Here is a 20,208-nt window from a genome sequence, read left to right as displayed (position 1 = left end):
CACACCGTTAAGGGTGATAATTCTGACTATTAGAGTTTTAACCTCGGCAGGATATTAAGTTATTAGCACCTGCTGTCTCCGGCTTTGCGTATTTAATTTTGTCATTTGTCATTAGTCCTTTGACTTTATAAATGACTAAGGACTAACGACTAAAAATTAACCAGCTTCGCTCAGTTTTAAATCTCGTAGGGCGCTGATATCAACCTTAATCGATGGCCCCATTGTGGCTGACACATAAAATGTGCGCCAATAACGACCTTTAGCCCCTGAAGGACGGTTACGGTCAATGGTTTCTTGCAATGCCTTCAGGTTGACTAACAAATCTTCAGGCGAGAAAGTTGACTTACCAAACATAACATGAACAATACCAGTTCGGTCAGCTCGGAATTCTAATTTACCAGCTTTGAATTCTGACGATCGCACTTCCTAAGTCAAATGTTACGGTTCCACCCTTGGGCGATGGCATCAAACCACGCGGCCCAAGCAACTTACCCAGTTTTGCCACCTGTGGCATTACATCGGGTGTGGCAATCAGCTTATCAAAATCCATTCTACCTTCTGGATTTCGTCAATCAGTTCTTCTGATCCGACTATATCAGCACCAGCGTTGCTTGCTTCGTTTACCTTTTCGCCTCTGGCTATCACCGCCACCCGGACGATTTGTCCTGTACCTTTGGGCAGTGCTACTGTTGTCCGCAACTGTTGGTCTGTATACTTAGGGTCAATTCCCAACCGGATATGCGCTTCCGCAGCTTCGGTAAATTTTGCTGTTGCTGTCTCTTTGAGAAGGGCTAAAGCCTCTAAAGGATGATAATCCTTATCTTCTACTTTTGCTTGCAGTCCTTGCAAACGACGCGATATTTTTGGCATTTTGTTCTCCTGGGGTAATTCCGAAGCCTCGCCTCTCCCCCGATAATTTTTAGTTATCAGTCCTACCCTGCGGGAAGCCGCTAAGGCGTCTATGTCCTTTGTCTTTTGTCGCTAGTTTTTTACTAATGACCAATGACCAATGATCAATGACTAATCAGTGATTGTTACACCCATATTTTTAGCCGTTCCTGCCACAATCTTCATTGCCGCGTCGATGTCGTTGGCATTGAGGTCGGGGAGTTTCGTTTGGGCTATTTCTTGCAATTGGGCTTTGCTAATTGACCCAACCTTTTTTTTGTTGGGTTCATTGGAGCCTTTTTCAACTTTCGCCGCATCCGAATCAGCACTGATGCGGGTGGCGTCTTGAGTACAAATGTAAAAACTCCGGTCTTCAAAAACCGAAATTTCTACAGGTATCACCATTCCAGCTTGGTCTGCTGTTTTGGCGTTGTACTCCTTACAAAACATCATGATGTTGACACCATGTTGAACCAAGGCGGGCCCAACTGGCGGTGCTGGGTTGGCTTTTCCAGCATTCAAGGCCAGTTTAATGACCGCCACTACTTTCTTCGCCATTTGTATTTAACTCTGTTTCTCTACCTGATTAAATTCCAATTCTACTGGTGTATCCCTGCCGAAAAATGAGAGCAAGGCTTTAAGTTTACTCCGTTCTGGAGAAACTTCAATTACCTCGCCTTCAAAATCTTTAAATGGGCCAGAAAGCACCATTATCTTATCACCAGTAGCCATGTCAATTTTGACAACCGCCTCTTGTTCGTTGGTTTGTTTAAATATACGTTCGACTTCTGAAGAACTCAGTGGTATTGGGTTGACATGACCGCGACCCTTACTGCTACCACGCTTTTGTTCTGCACCGACAAAGTTAATTACATGAGAGGTGTTGCGTACCACCTGCCAGGTATCATCATCCATCATCATCCGCACCAGAACATAGCCAGGGAAAACTTTTTCTTCTGTATGCTGGCGACTGCCATCTTTGCGGATTTTCACCGCTGGCGTCTGCGGAATTTCTACCTGGACAATTTTGTCGGCTACATCAAAAGTTTGAATGCGTTGCTCTAAGTTAGTTTTTACACGCTTTTCACAGCCTGAGGCTACTTGCACTGCATACCAGCGTGCTTCTTTTGACGCTGCTTCTGCTGTTTCTCCTGTTTCCTCCGACTGCCAACATTGAGTTGCGCGGTTCGTCTGTTGCAAAAGTCATCAGAACACCTGTTTAGCTGCCCAAGCAAACAATCCATCGACCAAGTATATCAAAGATGCCGAGAGTGCCACCATTAACAACACAGCAGCGGATTCGCTTACTATTGTTGCCGACTGGGCCAAACTACTTTTTCAAGTTCTTCTTTGGTTCCCTGTATGAAGTTGCCAAAGCTAAACCCGTTTGGAGGTTCTGGCAATTCTGCTTCACTTTTTTTGGCCACGACCGTTTATCCTCTCTTTGTCACTCAATTTTGGATTTGGGATTTTAGATTTAGCCCGTGCCTTAAGGTAAAGGAGCTTAATTTTAGATTTTGGTTTGTCGATTTTAAATTTCTTATCAATCTTAAGATCCAAAATCTCAAATCTAAAATTCGGTCATCCAAGTTTACAGTTTCGACTCTATTTCACTTAACTGGAAGCAAAACAACTGCAAATTCAATAAGTTAACCCGAAATTATTAACGCTAACTGCTATGTTAGCAGTTGCGTAATTATTTCGGGCTTTTTTTTGCTCTTGAGCGCGCCCTGGAGGACTTGAACCCCCGACATCAGGTTTTGGAGACCTGCGTTCTACCAAATGAACTAAGAGCGCACAAGCTGTTTTTGATTCAGTTATTGCGGTGAACTAAATTTTAGTTTAACGCAACAAGCGATTTTCATCATACCTCAATTTCTTTGGGAAAACAAGTTAGCGGCAGATGCCGCTTGAGATTTCTCCCATAACGATTGAAGGACGAATCACAAAGGGCGGTCAAACCGTTGCTTGATCCGGGTTGCCTTACCTACGCGATCGCGGAGATAATACAGTTTAGCACGGCGGACTTTACCGCGACGTAATACTTTGATGCTGTCAATCCGGGGAGAATGCAACAGAAATACCCGCTCAACGCCCACGCCTTGAAAAAACCTTACGGACTGTAATAGTTTCGTTGATGCCACCATTGCGCTTGGCAATTACTACTCCCTCGTAGGGTTGTACGCGGTATTTTTCGCCTTCTTTGATTTTTACTCCCACTTTTACAGTGTCGCCCACATAAATGTCGGGCAAATTCGATTTTATCTGTTCCGCTTCAATGGAGCGGATAATCTCTTGAGCATTCATAGTCTTTACTGTCTGCTTAAAAAAAATCTCACGATCATCAATGATAAATCGATAATCCTATTTCAGTCTACCTATTTGGAGATTGATAATTTTACTGATACAACAGCCAAGAGATCAAAGCTATATTGCGGAACGTTGTACCATTGGGGAAATTTATGAAATTTAGCGTCGTCATCAGTACCTATAATCGCTTGAATTTGCTGCAAAGAGCAATTGATTCGGCTCGTAACCAAACAATCGAGTGCGAGGTGGTTGTTGCCGACGATTGTTCATCTGATGATACTCAAATATATCTTAAGAGTTTAGGAGACAAGATTGTTTACCATCGTAACGAAGTGAACCTTGGTCATGCAGCAACGGTAAATGCTGGAGTTGCCAAAGCTAGCGGCGATTGGATTAAGTTTTTAGATGATGATGACTATTTAGCGCTCAACTGCATAGAAGAGATGGCTAAGGCGATCGCACTTCGTCCCGATGCTGTAATCTGCTCTTGTGTGGCAGCTCAGGTGGATGGCAATGAAGTTGAACTCTCTCGCACTCCCCAAGTTGGCCCCGGTTTAGCTTTTTATATCCCCCAAGCCGATATTCACTACGGCATGCTTTTAGAGCTTGTACCCTTTGGCACGCCTGTACAAGTAGCTTGCCAACGTGATGCTTTCTTACAAACCGGTGGTTGGGACTCTACACTTGATGCTAATTGTGATGACATCGATTCCTGGATTCGGATTGCCCAGTTTGGCGATGCTATTTTCTTCACCAGTGTCTTGCTTACCGGACTATCTGGCCTGGTGCTTATAATCAAAAGTTTTCTTTGTCTCGGCGGTTGGCGACAAATATTCTGATGAAAGAAAAAATTTACGCCTTGGTAAATGAGCAACATCGCTCAAAGATTCCCGTCTTTGAGGATATAAAAAATTACCTGAAACTCCATTGGATTTTAGTAGCACTGAAGCAAAAAAATCTCAAAAGTTTTCTTTCAATGATAGATTCTTCTATACTTTCTCCTCAGTCTTGGAAGTTTTTGCTCAATGCCGTTTTATCACGCCGCACTCAGGGAAATAATTCTCAGGTTCGTAAACTTGTGTTGATTGAGGCGTAAGAAACTCCAAAAATAAATTATTCAAAATTATTTGTCCATTTGTAGGGACGCAAAATCTTGCGCCCCTATGATGGGATATTTTTTTACTGGAGTCCCTAGTTATGATCTCCAGCAAAAGTGTATTTCCGGCATACTATGCTAAATCTGAGCGCTAGACAATAACATTAGTGCCAACTATCAGATTGGTAGCCGTAAAATTACTCAAAGTTGCCAATGTGTAATAAAAGGAACCACTACTAGAGAGAATAGAATTAACTTCTGTAGAAGTACCCGATTGCACAAACTGTATGTAACCATCACCGATGGGATTGCTGCCACTGTAGCCTAGACTTTTTAAGAGGTCAGTGAGGACTAACTTATCCTCGCTCTGATTAAAGTCAGTGATGGTATCACCACTAAAAGGGGTTTTGTAGACGAACTGGTCATGACCGCTACCGCCAGTCAGGATATCGGTATCGTAACCTGTATCACTAACAAGAATGTCATTACCTGCACCACCGATAAGACTATCGCTACCTGCACCGCCAACAAAGATATCATCGCCAGCACCACCAATGAGTGTATCGTTTCCTGTACCACCTCGTAGCAGGTCATTCCCACTCTTGCCGTTAATGCGGTCATCACCCTCTTGACCATTAATCACATCAGCTGAGTTGTCAAAGCCATTGACATTATTGTTGAGGCCATTGAGAAAGGTAACTGTGTTTTTGTTGAAAATGCTGCTTTGGGTGGAGTTGGCATTAAAGACATCAAAGCTGTCACTAATGCTGGTTTGTCCATCAAACAGGACATTACCTACAGTAGAGAGGTTGTCTAGGTTTTCTAGAGCAAAGTTTTGCAGGATAACTTTATCATCAACCACTCCTTCAAAGGTGATTTCTAGATTGTTAACATTCTGAGTGAGTTGCAGATTTCGGGCTGTTAATCCAGCACTTTCAAATTGCAGGGTATCCAATTCGCCAATGACTTCTGCCGAGGGATTTGAGCCTTTACCTAACCCACCGAAATCGGTAATGGTATCAACACCGTCGCCTAAATTGTAAACAAATTTATCTCTGCCAGCGCCACCAGTTAAAATATCGTTGCTTTGATTACCTGTGATAGTATCATTCCCGGCTTGAGCGTTAATTATGTCACCATACATATTGCCCACTAGATTATCAGCGCCATTGGTTCCATTTACCCCGTTAAACTCTAATGCACCAATGTCAACTGTACCCTGAGATATTCTGTCAAATCCATCACCCCGTTGATCAGTTGTAATACCTGCTAGAATTAGGGCATTATTACCTGCGTCAATGGCAGGACTATCCCCAATTAAGGCATTAGTAAAGGTTGCACCGCCGTTATTTTGCAGGGGGCTGAGTTTAGGATCTATTGGGTTGGCGCTAGTGCCGACGAGGGTGCTAGTAGTAAAACCAGTGCTATCTGTATTGTCGCCAATCAGGTTATTGCCAAGGTCGGTGAAGTTGCCTTCAACGTCGCCAGTGGAAAAACCATACACCAAATTGTCTGCAATGATAGTGTTTCCAACAATAATAGTGCCATTAGATTTATTGAAAACGCCCCCATTTTCAGCTTCAATATCGTAGAAACCTCTTGCCTTGTTATTGGTAATAGTGTCGTTAGTTAGGGTGAGAGTGCCGTTGTTGTTATAGATGCCACCGCCCCTTGAAGATACATTATTATCAGAGACAGTACTGTTAATCAGGCTAAAAGTACCATCATTAAAGACACCACCGCCCTCCCCTGCTGTATTGTTAGAGAGAGTGCTTCCCGTTATATCGACAGTGCCGGAGTTATAAATACCACCACCATAGGAAGGGTAGGGGTTAGGAGCGCGGTACTCGATACCATTGGCATAAGCGCTATTATTAGAGATAGTGCTTCCTGTTATCTTGAGGATGCCTGTGTTAAATATGCCGCCTCCGTAGGCACTGAAGGATCTGTAGATGTATGCCCTATTATCAGAGACAGTGCTGTTAGTCAGGGTAAAAGTGCCTGTGTTAAATACACCGCCGCCTAATGATGACCCCCGATTGCTTGAGACAGTGGTGTTGGTCAAGCTGAGGTTGCCTCTGTTAAAAATGCCTCCTACTGCTCCCTGATTGTCGGACACAGTGCTATTAGTTAAGTTGAGGCTAGTATTGCTATTGAGGAAAATACTCCCGTATATGACATCATTAGCATTGGTAATCTTCAAGCCATCAATGCTGACATCTGTCCCTGCTTCTGTAATCTCGAATACACTGAAGGCATTATTGCCGCTAATGGTCAGCTGAGATGCTCCAGTTCCCACAATCGTTACATCATCAGTAATTGTCAGTTGTCCGGAGGTAAGGGTGATGATATCTGGGGTGACATCAGTGAACACGCTGCCTGCAAAGGTAATCGTATCCGCCCCAGCAGTGGCATTGGCATTTAAAAGCGCCTGCCGCAACGACCCTGCGCCTGAATCGTTGGTATTAGTCACCACTGTGTCAGTGTTAACAGGTAGCGGGGTGATGGGAGACTGGACTTCATAAGCACCAATATCAACTGTACCGTTAAAAATTCGGTTAAATCCATTACCTCTTTGGTCGGTGGTGACAGTAGTTGCAACTAAGGAATTATTGCCTGCGTTAATGGCGGGACTATCTGCAAGTAAGCTATAAGTTAAGGTTGAACCACCGTTATTTTGCAGAGGGCCGAGTTTTGGGTCAATGGGGCTGGCGTTAGTCCCTACTAAGGTGCTGGTAGTAAAACTTGTGCTACCAGTCTGATTACCAATCAGGTTATTGCCCAAATCTGTGAAACTGCTGCCGGACACGTCGGAGTTGATATCGCCGGAGGTAGATTTGTCAAAGTTGCCTGCAATAATGGTGTTCCCGACAACGGCGAGTGGCGCGTTGTATATATCAGACTCACTACTGAAAACGCCACCACCGTTACCAACACCATCACCGTTTGAGTCACCAGTGTTATTGGTAATCGTGCTGTTGATGAGACTAACTCTTGTGAGGTTATAAATACCACCGCCATCCTCTAATGCCTGATTGCCAGAGACAGTGCTATTAGTTAGGGCAGCCGTACCGTAGTTAAAAGGAATTTCATCTCCTCCGTTATAAATGCCTGCACCATAAATCGAGGTATTGTTAGAGATAGCGCTATTGGTAAGCTTTAAGTCGCCATCGCTATAAATGCCACCACCTATAGAAGTTGCCGTATTGTCAGAAACGCTGCTTTTAGTTAGGCTGAGGATGCCTTCGCTATAAATGCCACCACCTTTGGAAGTTGCCGTATTCTCAGAGACGCTGCTTTCAGTTAGGCTGAGGATGCCTGTGTTATTTATACCGCCGCCGCTAGAGGTTGCCGTATTGCCAGAGACATTACTATTGGTAAGCTTAAGGGTGCCTTTGTTATTGATACCGCCACCGCTAGAGGTTGCCGTATTGCCAGAGACATTACTATTGGTCAGGCTAAGGAGGGTATTAGTATTAATCAAAATACCGCTATCATTAGCATTAGCAATTTTTAAACCATCAATACTGACATCTCTCCCTATTCCCGATATCTCGAACACGCTGGAAGCGTTATTCCCACTCACGGTAAGCTTCGATGCCCCAGTGCCGAAGAGAGTCAAATCATCAGTAATCGTTAGTTGCCCAGAGGTGAGGGTGATGACATCTGGGGTGGTATCTGTGAACACTCCTCCAAAGTTAATGACATCATCCCCAGCAGTCGCATTCGCTAAGTTTATTGCTTCGCGGAGTGTCGTGATACCGTTGTTCGCATTACCGTCATCTGCGTCCCCGGTATTATTCACTGTAAAGGTCGCCAGTAATCCCGCGTAAGCCTGTCGCGTCGTTTCTGCAAACGCTAGAGTCACTTCCATCTGGGTAGTGCGTACTTCCAGTTCCCAATTACCTCCTAATGCCGCATTGCCTATCAACTTACCCGAAGCAGCAATATTTGCTCCTGTAAGTTGGTGCAGTTTGGCAATAAATTCTGCCCCCACATCACCAGAAGCTACGTTGCAACCATAGATGAGTAAGTTAGCTACAGATGTTGTAGTAGATGTAACTAATGATTTAGGGGTTTTGGATGAGGTGGAAAATATCTTCTGCCATTGTTGCAGTTGCTGGCTATGGTATTCGAGGGTATCAAGTCCCAAGTGAGTGTTGCCCAGTTGCAAGCTACCGGGGACACCGTGGCAAACAATATGAATGCTGCTAAGATTTTGGCCAGAGCGAGTTGCCAAAATCTCCGTAATTTGCTCAACACCGTTCTGTGTCGGGTCAATAACGAATACTTCGGTGTTGGGGATAACACCGTTAATTAAATTCTGATAGTCTTCAACTGCCGTGTCAATGAAGACTAAGTTATGTCTATATAAGGTGGTAATTACGGAATTTAATGGGGAGTATGGAGTATGTAAAGTTAACATTTTTTACTTCAAGCTAAGGTTATGAGGGAAACTCAAACTGACTGAAGCATTGTCATTAGGAAGCTTTCACACACTTGTTAACATTAATAATCAATTACTTTTGAGTATTAATTTCCTTTGTTATCATCAAGCAAATTGCTGTTTTTGTAAAGTCATAAAAGCATGTAATTTTACTAATTTAGTACAATTAAGCAAATTGGTACTCTTTGCAAAGACAGAAAAGTATTTAAACTTACGCAAAAATTGCCCGATGCGATCGCACCAGAAAAATTTGGAGAGTCTGCGTAAAATTATGCAAGCAATAATATCAAACTTTACTCAACCACTCATTTTCTTCTGGGTCTTTGAACAATGAAGTACTAAGGTAGCGTTCGCCGAAGCTAGGCTGTATCATCACGATTAGGCGACCTGCATTTTCTGGTCTTTGTGCCACTTGAATAGCCGCATATAAAGCAGCGCCAGTAGAAATCCCCGATAGCAATCCTTCTTCTTTTGCTAGGCGACGGCTGTAAGCGATCGCTTGTTCATCTGCTACCTGAATCACCTCATCTACCACTTCTGGACGGTAAATTGCTGGGACAAATCCCGCACCGATACCCTGGATTTTGTGAGGCCCTGATTTACCACCTGCTAATACTGGGCTGCTGCTTGGTTCAACTGCGATCGCTTGGAAACTCGGCTTCCGTTTTTTAATAACTTCGGCAACTCCGGTAATCGTCCCACCAGTACCCACTCCCGCCACCAGAATATCTACCTCTCCATCGGTATCATCCCAGATTTCTTCGGCTGTGGTTTCAGCATGAACTTTCGGGTTAGCAGGGTTGCGGAACTGCTGCAACATATAAGCATTGGGCGTTTTAGCTACAATCTGCTCTGCATGAGCGATCGCTCCTCGCATCCCTTCTACCCCCGGCGTTAACTCTAGTTGAGCGCCATAAGCTTTGAGCATTGATCGTCTTTCATGGCTCATTGTGTCAGGCATCGTTAGAATTAGATGATAACCCTTGGCGGCTGCCACCATCGCCAGCGCAATTCCTGTATTTCCCGAAGTCGGCTCTACTAAAACTGTTTTTCCAGGGTGAATCAAGCCTGCTTCTTCTGCCGCTTCTACCATACTCGCGCCAATCCGGTCTTTCACAGAAGATGCTGGATTCATGCTTTCTAGCTTCACCACAATCCGAGCAACCGCTCCTGAAGCTTGGGGAATCTTGTTTAATTGAACTAAAGGAGTTCGACCGATTAACTCTGTGATATCTTTCGCTATCCGCATGTGGGTACTCCCTCGTGACTAAATATAATACATCGGGCTTTTCTGGGCACGAGTTTCTCTTTCCTCGCACAAATCTTGGAGTGTATAACGACCCAAAACTTCAATTGAGGCAGCGTTAGCTTGCTCCCAAACTTCATAAATCAGAGTCTTTTCTAGAGTCGGAGAGTCAGAGGTATCTTTCTCTTTCCGCTCACCTTCAAGCAAAGTGATAATTTCGAGCAGTGTAATCTGCCAAGGTTCACGAGCTAAAACGAAACCTCCTTTAGAGCCGCGTTGACTCTGCACCACACCAGCACGCCGGAGGTTGGTCAAAATTTGTTCCAGATAGCGCTCAGGTATGGGTTGCTTGGCAGTAATCTCGCTCATGGTTATAGGAAGTTTTTTGCCGTGGTGGCTTGCTAATTCTAAAAGCGCCAGCAGGGCGTATTCCACTTTGGAAGACAGATCCAAGAGAGCGTAGTTTGGGCTATTCAAGGCCGTACTCAATATACTACGGTGAATTGAGAGATTTATCGCAGTTTATGCGAAATTAATTTTTTCCAAGTGTGGAATGTGATAGCATCCCATCTTACTACCAACAAAAACACTATCTTCTATCGATTTACCGTAGATTATTATCCTACACAATTTCCATGAATAACCTGATTTTTTTATGGGAATTATCCTGAGTTTCTGTTTTCAGAGCCTCACTTACCAACGAAAACCCTAATAGAGTATGCTACTAACTGATTTGCGAACCATTTTTGAGCGTGACCCAGCAGCTCGTAACTGGCTAGAAGTATTGTTTTGTTACCCTGGACTCCAAGCTCTAGTGTTTCATCGATTAGCGCACTGGCTGTATAAAATTGGAATTCCGTTCATACCTAGGTTTATCTCTCATATTAGTCGGTTTTTGACCGGAATTGAAATCCATCCTGGGGCATTAATTGGCCAAGGAGTGTTTATAGACCACGGGATGGGAGTTGTGATTGGCGAGACTGCGATCGTGGGCGATCATGCCTTGATTTATCAGGGTGTCACCCTTGGCGGGACTGGAAAAGAAAGCGGCAAACGCCATCCAACTTTAGGTTCTCATGTAGTTGTGGGAGCGGGTGCAAAGGTATTGGGGAATATTCAAATTGGCGATCGCGTCCGTATTGGAGCCGGTTCTGTGGTTCTACGAGATGTCCCCAGTAACACTACTGTAGTGGGGATTCCAGGGCGCGTGACTCGTCAGAACAACTCGGCTACCAATGTTTTGGATCATGATAAAGTCCGCGACGTAGAAGCTGAAGTCATCCGCGCTTTATTTGAACGTGTCAAGGCTCTAGAGAAACAGTTTGAGCAGTTAGAACAATCTACTTTGTCCCCAACGGAGCTTGGCGAGGAACCAACCGAAAACCCTAAGAGCAAAAATTCTGATGGGATGATTGAAGATTTTCTTGATGGTGCGGGAATTTAATTTTGGGCATTGGGCATTGGGCATGGGGCATTGGGCATTGGTTAAGCTAATTGTCATTCATTATTTCCAGAATGATTCGCTTGTAGTAAGGGCTTCAGCCCAGCCCTACCTTTGTGCAACTTCAATACCGATTAGCTTATTCTTCTTGTCTCCCTCATCTCCCTAACTCCAAACTCCCCACTTCCCTCTTTAAAATATTCATAGCCTCTTAGAACCTGATATAAATATAATACTACGGTTAATTTATCGGAAAACAGACTTATAAAATATGGTGTCTTTGTACACAAGCTTATCTAGCTCAACAAGTAATATTACCAAAGAAGTTTTTGCCCGTAGGTCATTTCTACCAGAGCATCAAAACGGACTTTGGAAAATTGAAACGGGTTTTGTCAGGACTTTTACCTATCTGGAAGATGGTACAACTGTCGCTCTGGGATTGTGGGGGCCTGGAGATGTTGTTGGTAAGGCTTTGTCAAAATTAGATCCTTATCAAATGGAATGCCTAACTAAAGTAGAGGCAACGATCTTACCTCTAGAGGAATGGACTCAACTAACAGAAACTCTACTTAACCATATCCAACAGGCTCAAGAATTGATGGTTATTCGTAGCCATAAAAAAGTGGATACTATGCTTATCAAGTTGCTGGCATGGTTATCCAAAAAGTTTGGTTCGGAAGTTGAGAAGGGACGTTTAATAGATATGCGTTTGACTCACGAAGACTTGGCAGAAATGCTGGGTTCAACTCGTGTTACCATCACTCGTGTTCTTGGGCAATTTGAGCAAGAGGGCTTGATTGATCGTCTCTCCCTGCATCGAATTGTGTTGCGAGAAGAAGACATTTGGTACTACGAAATTTAGATGATTTCAGTAAAACCAGCTATCGCCGTCAGTATTCGGCTTACCGACAATTCTTAGATTAAGGGATTCTAGGTAAGCTAAACCTCTGGAAATTTGTGATACTGTTCTCCGAAGTTCAATGTCAAAGTATCCTTCTTTATTTGTATTTAGTTGTAACATAGCTTTGATAATATTAACTACCAAGCCGTAAGCAGAAATTAACTGCGAAATCACGGGCGCTTGCAGATAGCTTATGGGAATATATATTCGCAGACGAATCTGAGTGACTTGGCTTTTTTCCTTGACTGAAGAAACCAGTGATAATCTGGTTTGGGAATTGATTTTTTGGTTATTTAGTGCTGCCATTGGTTAGTAATGATTTTATTAATTAGCAATCGCTATAAACGCTAGACAAATCCAGCCAAATTGGTAGCCCCAGTTTTTCTAAATAACTCAGGCTAGAGTAGAGTTGCTTTGTTCTCCCCCACAAATCCAAGTCAAACCAGCCGTCATCTTCGGTATCGGGTTGAAGTACTGCACTGGTAATATTGACTGTTAATCCATAACGAGAAACTAATTCGGAAATCACTTGTTCTTCGTAATAAGATTTTAAGACGCACAGTTGTAAGCGCAATCGACTGGTTTGACCTAGAGAAATCCATTGCTGGAATTGTTCTTGCCATTGATGTTTTAGCCATGCAGAATCTTTGAAACTCACTATCTTGGAATTAAAACTGAAGAGCGATACTCATTACCAAGTAATTAAAGGGTTGCCGAAATCAACTTAAGTGATGTTGTAAGAATTTTGTTAGATTTTATCTCATAGTGGGCATACTGCAAGTATCAAGTCTGACTTTTCACTGTATCAAGAAAACCTCACTTCTATTTCTCTCTCCTAAAAGGAGAGACTTTAAATTTTCCCCGTTCCCGCATCGGGAAGGGGGTTAGGGGGTTAGGGGGTTAGGTTTTTATGGGCTTACATGACAGGAAAAGTCAGATATCAATTAGGTAGCATCAAGATAAGGAAAACAGTATGTTGACGACACAGCCGCTAGAAGAAATTACATCATTGAAGCAAAATTTAAGACGTGAAATCAGTAAACTATCAGGTGTTCCAGAGAATAATATACCTAAGTATATTTGCATCAATAATCTGAATTCAAAGCTAGAAAGATTAGAAGAAATCGAGAAAATTCTTAGTATAGATAAATATAAAATTGTTTTTATAGGTACTATCGGGAAAGGAAAAACTACAGCCATCTGTCATATTTTTAACTTAATAAGTGACTTCAAGGTTTCCAAGACAATTCATGGCAAAACTAAAAATGTAACCGAAACTAAAGAGTTACTCTCAACGGGAGCGGGCAGAACTACTATATGTGAAGTAATTATTAAAGCTTCTGAAAAAACTTACATAGAGATAGATCCTTATACAGTTGATGAAATGGAAAATATTATTTTTGATTTCTGCGATTCTATTGCCAATAAAGACAATCCTCAGTCAGACGAGAAAATAATCATTTCTACAGAAATCGAGAGAGCTATTAGGAATGTTACAGAACTTAAAATAACTTCTAAAACAGTTCATGATGGTGATAAAAAGAATATTTTAATAACTGATCAAGCAAAGGAATTACTTGATAAATCAGGAGTAGAATTACTTAAAAAAGCTGCATTAAATAATGCAAATCTCGAATTTAGAACTACTACTAAAATTGAGTTTGACAACCATAATAATGAGCAAGAATGGATAAAAAATACCTTTGCTGTCATCAATAATGTTCAGTTAAAGGAGTTTGCTATTCCAAGGAAAATATATCTTTATCTGAGCGATGATATTTTATCTGGTTCAAACTTGTCTCAGTTTGATTCAGTTGTTGATACCAAAGGACTTGATGAGAACCCAATTCGTAAAGATTTACAAAAATATATTGAGAGTCAGGATGCCATCTGTCTTTTTGTAACTCCCTTTACTGATGCTCCTGAAGCTAATATTAGGAAATTAATAGGTTATCATCTTACATCTAAATCCAAAGACTTTCATCATAGATTTGTGACTTTGGTATTACCTCACAAAAATGAGCCTGAAAAAGTGCATGGATCTAATGAAGATAGAGATTTAGGAATTAAAATTAGACAAGAAGAAGTTCAAGCTACATTCAAAAATTTGAATTTAGATTTTTTCACAGACAATATCTTGTTCTTTGATTCCTTGAGGTACTATCGTGATGATATAGTTAAGCTACATGAGGACTGCGATCAAGAAGATGTACAGGCAGATAAAAATGAATTTATCGAAGCTATAGTGGGTGTAGTAAAACGTAGGGAAAATATTTTATTAGATGAACTTAAGGCTATCAAAGAAAGCTCTGCGAAAATTAGAAATGGTAATGCTTTAACGGAATCAGAAATCAAGGCAATTGAAAATGCCATTAAGAAGATAAAGGATTTACAGGATTTAAGTAAAAGATTACCTGGTTTTGTTTATGAAGGTTTTATTGATGAATATGTTAATAAATACTATCGCACAGAATATCCGGCATGGAATACGAAACACGCTATCCATAGAAATTTTGGTTACTATGAGGCAAGAGATATAGATATATATTACGACGCGAGGGTTGTTGCCGAGGGAATAGATGAAAATAAAATGCTGAGAAAATTTACCAAAGAAGTAAAACAGGAATTAGAAAATATCCTGATTGAGCTTACATCTGCGAATGAATCTTTAAAAACATTTATCCCTGAATTAGTCAAAGAGTTTTATGCATTATATGACGAATTTATATATGAAGTTGGAATAGAAGTTGAAGAAGAAGTTAGGAGAAAACTATTGCCTAGAAGCGAAGATTCTGAATTTTGGAAAGCTCTAATTGCTGAGAAAGGTAAGGAAAAGAAGAAGGGGGAAAAATTTGTCGATAATGTATGTCTGATATTTAAACGAGAACTTGAAAAAGAGACGAACTTAAATACCTTCTTAAAAAGTAAAGCTGAATATCATTGGAAAGAATTAATTACCAAAATACTAGGCTTTTCTGGGCATCAATAGACAATTGATTTGTGAATTGCACGTTTAATACACAGTTTAGGGCGCAATATAATTGTGTCCCTAAAGCTATTTTATCCATCATTAATTGTTATTAAAAGATATATGACTGATTTAAAACGAGAAATAACTACAAAACTCAGCAGATATCAAAAAGATTATCAAGAATATACAAAATGTTTAATTAGGGGAATACAAATTCCAATTAAAGGAAGGCCAGAGGAGTTAGTTAGACAAATATTTATTCATTTTATTATTAAAGAAAGTGGGCTATTCCCAGATATTATTAATATCGCAGTTGAGGCTAATAATCATGATATAGAAATATATAAAAATCAAAAAAATGATAATTTCAGACCACATCAGTCTCCTTTAATAATTGTGGAAGTAAAACGAGAAGATGTGAATTTAAAAAACCATTATAATCAGATTCAAAGATATCTAAAAAATTCTTGTTGTGATATGGGTATTTTGTATAACTATCATGAGATTATCGCCTTTAGTAGAAAAGATGATCGGTTTGAAGTTAATCATCTCAAAAGCATTAGAGACATACAGACATTAATTTTAAAAAGCAATAATGCTCATGATGATTTATTAGAATTTGAAAAAGCTCAAAACGGAAATTTTGATAGTTTTGCTTATCTTATTAGTAAATATGGTAAATATACAACTAATACGGTAGTTTTTAAAGTTAAACAGCAAAAATCCGAAATAGCAGGATATTTATTCAATATGCAAGGGAATAAAGTTTACTATGATGTGTGTGGTAAAAACTCCGAAAAACAGCCAAGTTTTGATTCACAAGATTTTGAAAAACTAATTTCTATCGTTTATTAAAGAAAAACCTAACCCCTAATCCCCTTCCCGACGCGGGAAGAGGGGAAATTCAAAGTCTCTCTCTTTTTAGGAGAGAGATTTAGAGAGAGGTTAATATTAGGTATGAGGACATGCAGCTATCTGTATGCCCCTATTATGTATTGCTATAACCTTTACCAATCAGTTGCTTTAGTGTCATCCCAGACTTCCAATTCCAAGTCGCGGAGATAACTTAACCCGCTCTGAATTTGTGCATCTGTTCCTTGTAATTCCAGGTCAAACCAACCATCACCGACAGCATTGGCTCCCAAAATCGCTGCGGTGATATTCACAGTCAGTCCATAGTCAGATACCAGGCGAGAAATTACAGGTTCCTGGTGATAATCTTTGGGAATTCTTAATCGAATTCGTTTGTTGGTAAGTGTATTATCAGTAGCCATATCTGAATTATTTCAATCCCTAATCGGGATTGGTACAGAACTACTCTTAACCCTAACGGTAATTTCCTGATAGGTACTAAGTAGATCGTACCATGTCCCATGATTTGCTTGTATCTTAATTCAAAGGATAACTAATAAGCCTTTGATTTTTCTATTCAACATCTTTAATGCTGGTTTTCCGTTCCAGAATCTCTTTTAGCACCAAGGTTACTACTGCTAGCAACGCTAACAGTACAGCCGCAGAGAAGGCAGCTTCGGTTTCATATTGTTTGTAAGCGTCTTCTACAAACAGTGGTAAACTCTGGGTTTGGTCTGCAATGTTGCCAGATACTACCGAAACCGCGCCGAATTCACCCATTGCTCTAGCATTGGTCAAAATTAAACCGTAGAGTAAGCCCCAACGGATACTAGGCAGGGTGACGCGCCAAAATATCTGCCAATCTTTCGCACCTAAAGTTCTAGCAGCTTCTTCTTGATCCTTGCCAAATTCTTCCAAAATGGGAATGACTTCCCGCGCCACAAAGGGCATACTCACGAAAGCTGTAGCCAGCAGCATACCTGGAAAGGCAAAGATTATTTTGATATCATGTGCTTGGAGCCAAGGGCCAAACCACCCAGTGCGACCGTAAAGTAGCACAAGCATCAATCCTGCAACTACGGGCGAAATCGAGAAGGGCAGGTCAATAATGCTTAAAACTACGGCGCGTCCAGGAAATTTATGACGAGCGATCGCCCAAGCTGCACATAGACCAAATACAGTATTCACAGGCAGAGAAATCAAAGCCAGCAAAAATGTCAACCAAACTGCACTGAGAAAATCTGCTCGTGTCAGGTTGGACAGAAATGGCCCAACTCCTTTGCTGAAGGCTTGGAAAAAAACGTTGATTGCAGGGATGTATTGAACTAGGGCTAAATAGGCGATCGCTATCCCAATTAAAACTATTGGAACCCAACTCTTCTGTTCTTGCGGCTTGGCTGTATGTGTATCAGATGCAGATGAGTGAAAACTTGGCTTATCTAGTGTCATATCGCCTTGCCCATGCTTGTAAGAAATTAATTGCCAACAACAATACCAACGAAATTGATAGTAAAACTATGCCAATTACTGTTGCACCAGAATAGTCATATTGCTCTAAGCGCTGGAAAATCAATACAGGTGCGATTAAATCTTGATAGGGGGTATTGGAAGAGATAATCACAGTTGATCCATACTCTCCAACTGCACGAGAGAAACCCAAGGCAACACCAGTTAAAATTGTCGGAAATAAAGGTGGCAAAATCACTTTCCAAAAGGTCTGCCATTGAGAAGCACCCAGACACCAAGAGGCTTCTTCAATTTCACGTTCCATTTCTTGAAGCACGGGTTGCACAGTTCTCACGATAAAAGGTAGTGAGATAAATATCATTGCCACCGCTACTCCCGTGCGGGTAAAAGCTACTTTAATTCCCAATGGTGCTAGTAAAGAACCTAACCACCCATTATCACTGTAAACTGTTGCCAAGGTTAACCCTGCTACGGAAGTTGGCAGTGCAAAGGGTAAATCTACTGTGGCGTCAATTAAGCGCTTGAAGGGAAAGTCGTAGCGAACTAGAACCCAAGCAATTAGAGTTCCAAATACGCCATTGAGTAAGGCAGCAAATATTGCCGTAACAAAAGTTACGTTGTATGTTGCTAATGCAATATCACTAGTTGCGATCGCCCAAAATCTTGCTGGAGGTTCTGTACTTGCTTTCAGGAACATGGCAATGATGGGGATAAATAACATCACCGTCAGGTATCCTATAGTGATTCGCCAAGTCCAGGGAACCCGCCCCAATCTCTTCCAGAACGGCGTTTTGCGTTCAACTTCCAAAGAAGGAGATACAGTTGTCACGTAGCTTCGCTCCGAATTCAAAATTTACAATTCAAAAGAAATTTTTGTCAGTATTCATAATTGTTAATCCGTAATTCCTATAGGACTTGCCCACATACGAACTACGAATTACGAATTACGAATTACGAATTATTTAGTTACCGTCTCTTTTGGGCTTGAATCTTGTCAAATACAGCCCCATCTGCGAAGAACTTCTGATCAATTGCTTCCCAACCGCCAAAGTCTGAAACTGTACCCAAAGTTTTCACCTTGGGAAATTTATCTGTAGCAGCTTTAGTTTGGGCTACTTCCTCATTTGCAGGTCTGAATCCTAATTTTACAAACTCTTCCTGTGCTTCTGGAGTATAAAGGAATTTGACAAATCCTTCAGCAACTTCGCGGTTGCCGTGTTTATCGACATTTTTATCTACCACTGCGATCGGGTTGTCGATAGATATGTTCACATCGGGAACGATATAGTCAACTTTTTCGCCTTTTTGTTGTGCCAGAATAACTTCGTTTTCGTAGTTAATCAAGACATCCCCTTGGCCCTGCTTGGCAAATGCATCAGTGGCTTCCCGTGCATCTTTAGTCAAGATTGGCACATTATTGTAAACCTTGGTGACAAATTCTGTAGCTTTAGCTTCATCACCACCGGTTTTAATTACAGAGTTCCAAAGTGCCAAGAAATTCCAGCGAGCGATGCCTGACGTTTTCGGATCAGCAGTAATCATTTTTACATTGCCTGTCGCCAAATCTTCCCAGGTCTTAATGCCTTTAGGATTACCAGAGCGAGTTATTAACGCCGCTACAGATTTGGAGACAATACCATTGTTGGGAACTTCTTTCTCCCATCCTGGTTGAATCAATCCAGCCTTCTCAATCTTTTGGGTGTCTCCAGCTAGTGCTAGGTGGACAATATCTGCTTCCAAACCATCGATAACGGCGCGAGTTTGGGAACCGGAACCGCCATAGCTTTGCTTGAAGACGACGGTTTGGTTATGATCTTTCTTCCACTGTTCTACAAATTTAGGGATAATTGCTTCATGAGCCGCTTTAGTGACAGCAAAGGAAACCAGGGTTAGTTCAACATTATCCTTGGTTGCAGCCACAGGACTGGCAGCAGGGGTTTCAGAGGAAGAATTACTCGCACTTCCACCAGAGCAGGCAGCAAGCGCCACACTCAATACACTCCCTACTAAAAAGAGTGATACAAAGCCTTTGAGCGAATTTAGTCTGAACCGATACGTTCTACGTTCAGCGTAGACGCGACGCAGCTTGTCGTAAGACATCCCTTGTAATCTTTTCAGTGAGCGTTGCCACAAACTCATTCTATTTCCTCCACTAAATCTACAAATAATTGATGGGAATACAGTTATATAGTGTTTATCATACTCGATGATTCCGTGTATCTAGTTACAAACACCAACAAAGGTCATATTCTTTATCAAGAATATGGTGATTTTAGCAGTTTTGTGAACAATTACAATACCTGACTTTCCACATCCCGTGAAAAGTCAGATTCAAATTGACCGCAAAACAGCAGACGGTAAGACACCTTTAAAGGTGGCAACGATTAACGGTTTAAATAATTCAGAGGGTGATGCAGAAGTAGATAAAAAGGTGACAATACCTGGTTGGTTGACTCCCGAAAGCATTCACAAGCATTTTAACGGTCAGCCAATTGATTTTGATGCGTAAATTTATGCGCTTGCTGAGGAGCATACCTGCAAACATGAGGGCGTTCTGCAACCATAAACAGGCTGTATCACGCAGAAGCC

The 20,208-nt window shown here is 41.5% G+C and carries 15 protein-coding genes, 1 tRNA gene, 5 pseudogenes and 1 other annotated feature (1 of these 22 only partly in view); of the genes and pseudogenes, 6 read left to right on the top strand and 15 right to left on the bottom strand.

Annotated features, from left to right (window positions below; genetic code table 11):
- Positions 1–100: a sequence feature (ribosomal protein L10 leader region), on the bottom strand; it reaches 68 nt to the left of the window's first position.
- A gap of 56 nt (positions 101–156) precedes the next feature.
- The 6 genes and pseudogenes from rplA to rplS form a co-directional block, all read right to left on the bottom strand.
- Positions 157–870 (bottom strand): annotated as a pseudogene (gene rplA / locus ANSO36C_RS24770) (50S ribosomal protein L1).
- 150 nt (positions 871–1,020) lie between these two features.
- Positions 1,021–1,431, bottom strand: a complete 411-nt coding sequence (gene rplK / locus ANSO36C_RS24765; RefSeq protein WP_251956675.1) for a 50S ribosomal protein L11 — start codon at positions 1,429–1,431, stop codon at positions 1,021–1,023.
- A 21-nt stretch (positions 1,432–1,452) separates the two neighbouring features.
- A pseudogene (gene nusG, locus ANSO36C_RS24760) lies at positions 1,453–2,095 on the bottom strand (transcription termination/antitermination protein NusG).
- Positions 2,095–2,315 (bottom strand): annotated as a pseudogene (gene secE, locus ANSO36C_RS24755) (preprotein translocase subunit SecE). Before secE ends, nusG begins: the two co-directional pseudogenes overlap by 1 nt.
- 297 nt (positions 2,316–2,612) lie before the next feature.
- Positions 2,613–2,685, bottom strand: a tRNA-Trp gene (locus tag ANSO36C_RS24750).
- A gap of 146 nt (positions 2,686–2,831) precedes the next feature.
- Positions 2,832–3,195: pseudogene (gene rplS / locus ANSO36C_RS24745) on the bottom strand (50S ribosomal protein L19).
- A gap of 155 nt (positions 3,196–3,350) precedes the next feature.
- Here rplS and ANSO36C_RS24740 point away from each other — a divergent pair.
- A pseudogene (locus ANSO36C_RS24740) lies at positions 3,351–4,294 on the top strand (glycosyltransferase family 2 protein).
- 151 nt (positions 4,295–4,445) lie between these two features.
- On the opposite strand, the gene ANSO36C_RS24735 reads toward ANSO36C_RS24740, so the two are convergent.
- The 3 genes from ANSO36C_RS24735 to ANSO36C_RS24725 all read right to left on the bottom strand — a co-directional run bounded on the left by ANSO36C_RS24735 (position 4,446) and on the right by ANSO36C_RS24725 (position 10,491).
- On the bottom strand, positions 4,446–8,720 hold the full coding sequence (locus tag ANSO36C_RS24735; RefSeq protein ID WP_251956674.1) for a DUF4347 domain-containing protein: 4,275 nt from the start codon (positions 8,718–8,720) through the stop codon (positions 4,446–4,448).
- A gap of 307 nt (positions 8,721–9,027) precedes the next feature.
- Positions 9,028–9,990, bottom strand: a complete 963-nt coding sequence (gene cysK, locus ANSO36C_RS24730) for a cysteine synthase A (protein ID WP_251956673.1) — start codon at positions 9,988–9,990, stop codon at positions 9,028–9,030.
- Between the two features lie 18 nt (positions 9,991–10,008).
- Positions 10,009–10,491 (bottom strand): RrF2 family transcriptional regulator, encoded by a 483-nt coding sequence (locus tag ANSO36C_RS24725; protein ID WP_251960433.1) that lies wholly within the window; start codon positions 10,489–10,491, stop codon positions 10,009–10,011.
- Between the two features lie 214 nt (positions 10,492–10,705).
- Between ANSO36C_RS24725 and cysE the strand changes: the two genes are divergently transcribed.
- Positions 10,706–11,431, top strand: coding sequence for a serine O-acetyltransferase (gene cysE, locus ANSO36C_RS24720; protein WP_251956672.1), 726 nt, complete (start codon positions 10,706–10,708; stop codon positions 11,429–11,431).
- A gap of 268 nt (positions 11,432–11,699) precedes the next feature.
- Positions 11,700–12,290, top strand: a complete 591-nt coding sequence (locus tag ANSO36C_RS24715; RefSeq protein WP_251956671.1) for a Crp/Fnr family transcriptional regulator — start codon at positions 11,700–11,702, stop codon at positions 12,288–12,290.
- Between the two features lie 6 nt (positions 12,291–12,296).
- Here ANSO36C_RS24715 and ANSO36C_RS24710 read toward each other — a convergent pair whose 3' ends face one another.
- Positions 12,297–12,635: an NIL domain-containing protein gene (locus ANSO36C_RS24710; protein WP_251956670.1), complete on the bottom strand. Its 339-nt coding sequence runs from the start codon at positions 12,633–12,635 to the stop codon at positions 12,297–12,299.
- 22 nt (positions 12,636–12,657) lie between these two features.
- Entirely contained in the window at positions 12,658–12,987 is a 330-nt protein-coding gene (locus ANSO36C_RS24705; protein ID WP_323374498.1) for an NIL domain-containing protein, read from the bottom strand.
- A gap of 315 nt (positions 12,988–13,302) precedes the next feature.
- Between ANSO36C_RS24705 and ANSO36C_RS24700 the strand changes: the two genes are divergently transcribed.
- Positions 13,303–15,318 carry a hypothetical protein gene (locus ANSO36C_RS24700; protein WP_251956669.1) on the top strand — a complete coding sequence of 672 codons (2,016 nt, stop codon included), beginning with the start codon at positions 13,303–13,305 and terminating at the stop codon, positions 15,316–15,318.
- Positions 15,319–15,420: 102 nt separating this feature from the next.
- Positions 15,421–16,155 carry a type I restriction enzyme HsdR N-terminal domain-containing protein gene (locus ANSO36C_RS24695; RefSeq protein ID WP_251956668.1) on the top strand — a complete coding sequence of 245 codons (735 nt, stop codon included), beginning with the start codon at positions 15,421–15,423 and terminating at the stop codon, positions 16,153–16,155.
- 152 nt (positions 16,156–16,307) lie between these two features.
- On the opposite strand, the gene ANSO36C_RS24690 is transcribed toward ANSO36C_RS24695, so the two are convergent.
- The 4 genes from ANSO36C_RS24690 to ANSO36C_RS24675 all read right to left on the bottom strand — a co-directional run bounded on the left by ANSO36C_RS24690 (position 16,308) and on the right by ANSO36C_RS24675 (position 19,758).
- Positions 16,308–16,574, bottom strand: a complete 267-nt coding sequence (locus tag ANSO36C_RS24690) for an NIL domain-containing protein (protein ID WP_251956667.1) — start codon at positions 16,572–16,574, stop codon at positions 16,308–16,310.
- A gap of 151 nt (positions 16,575–16,725) precedes the next feature.
- A complete protein-coding gene (cysW, locus tag ANSO36C_RS24685) occupies positions 16,726–17,601 on the bottom strand; it encodes a sulfate ABC transporter permease subunit CysW (RefSeq protein WP_251956666.1) in 876 nt (291 codons plus the stop codon).
- Positions 17,588–18,448: a sulfate ABC transporter permease subunit CysT gene (gene cysT / locus ANSO36C_RS24680; protein WP_410174631.1), complete on the bottom strand. Its 861-nt coding sequence runs from the start codon at positions 18,446–18,448 to the stop codon at positions 17,588–17,590. Before cysT ends, cysW begins: the two co-directional genes overlap by 14 nt.
- 137 nt (positions 18,449–18,585) lie before the next feature.
- The gene (locus ANSO36C_RS24675) at positions 18,586–19,758 is read right to left on the bottom strand and encodes a sulfate ABC transporter substrate-binding protein (RefSeq protein WP_251956665.1); all 1,173 of its coding nucleotides are present in this window, start codon (positions 19,756–19,758) and stop codon (positions 18,586–18,588) included.
- Between the two features lie 178 nt (positions 19,759–19,936).
- Here ANSO36C_RS24675 and ANSO36C_RS24670 point away from each other — a divergent pair, with 178 nt between their 5' ends.
- Positions 19,937–20,128 carry a hypothetical protein gene (locus ANSO36C_RS24670; protein ID WP_251956664.1) on the top strand — a complete coding sequence of 64 codons (192 nt, stop codon included), beginning with the start codon at positions 19,937–19,939 and terminating at the stop codon, positions 20,126–20,128.
- The last annotated feature ends 80 nt before the right edge of the window (positions 20,129–20,208 follow it).

Origin of the sequence: Nostoc cf. commune SO-36 (assembly GCF_023734775.1) — a bacterium.
Lineage (GTDB): Bacteria > Cyanobacteriota > Cyanobacteriia > Cyanobacteriales > Nostocaceae > Nostoc > Nostoc commune_A.
The sequence above is the reverse complement of the archived record's forward strand: the minus strand, read 5'-3'. Positions and strand labels throughout refer to the sequence as shown.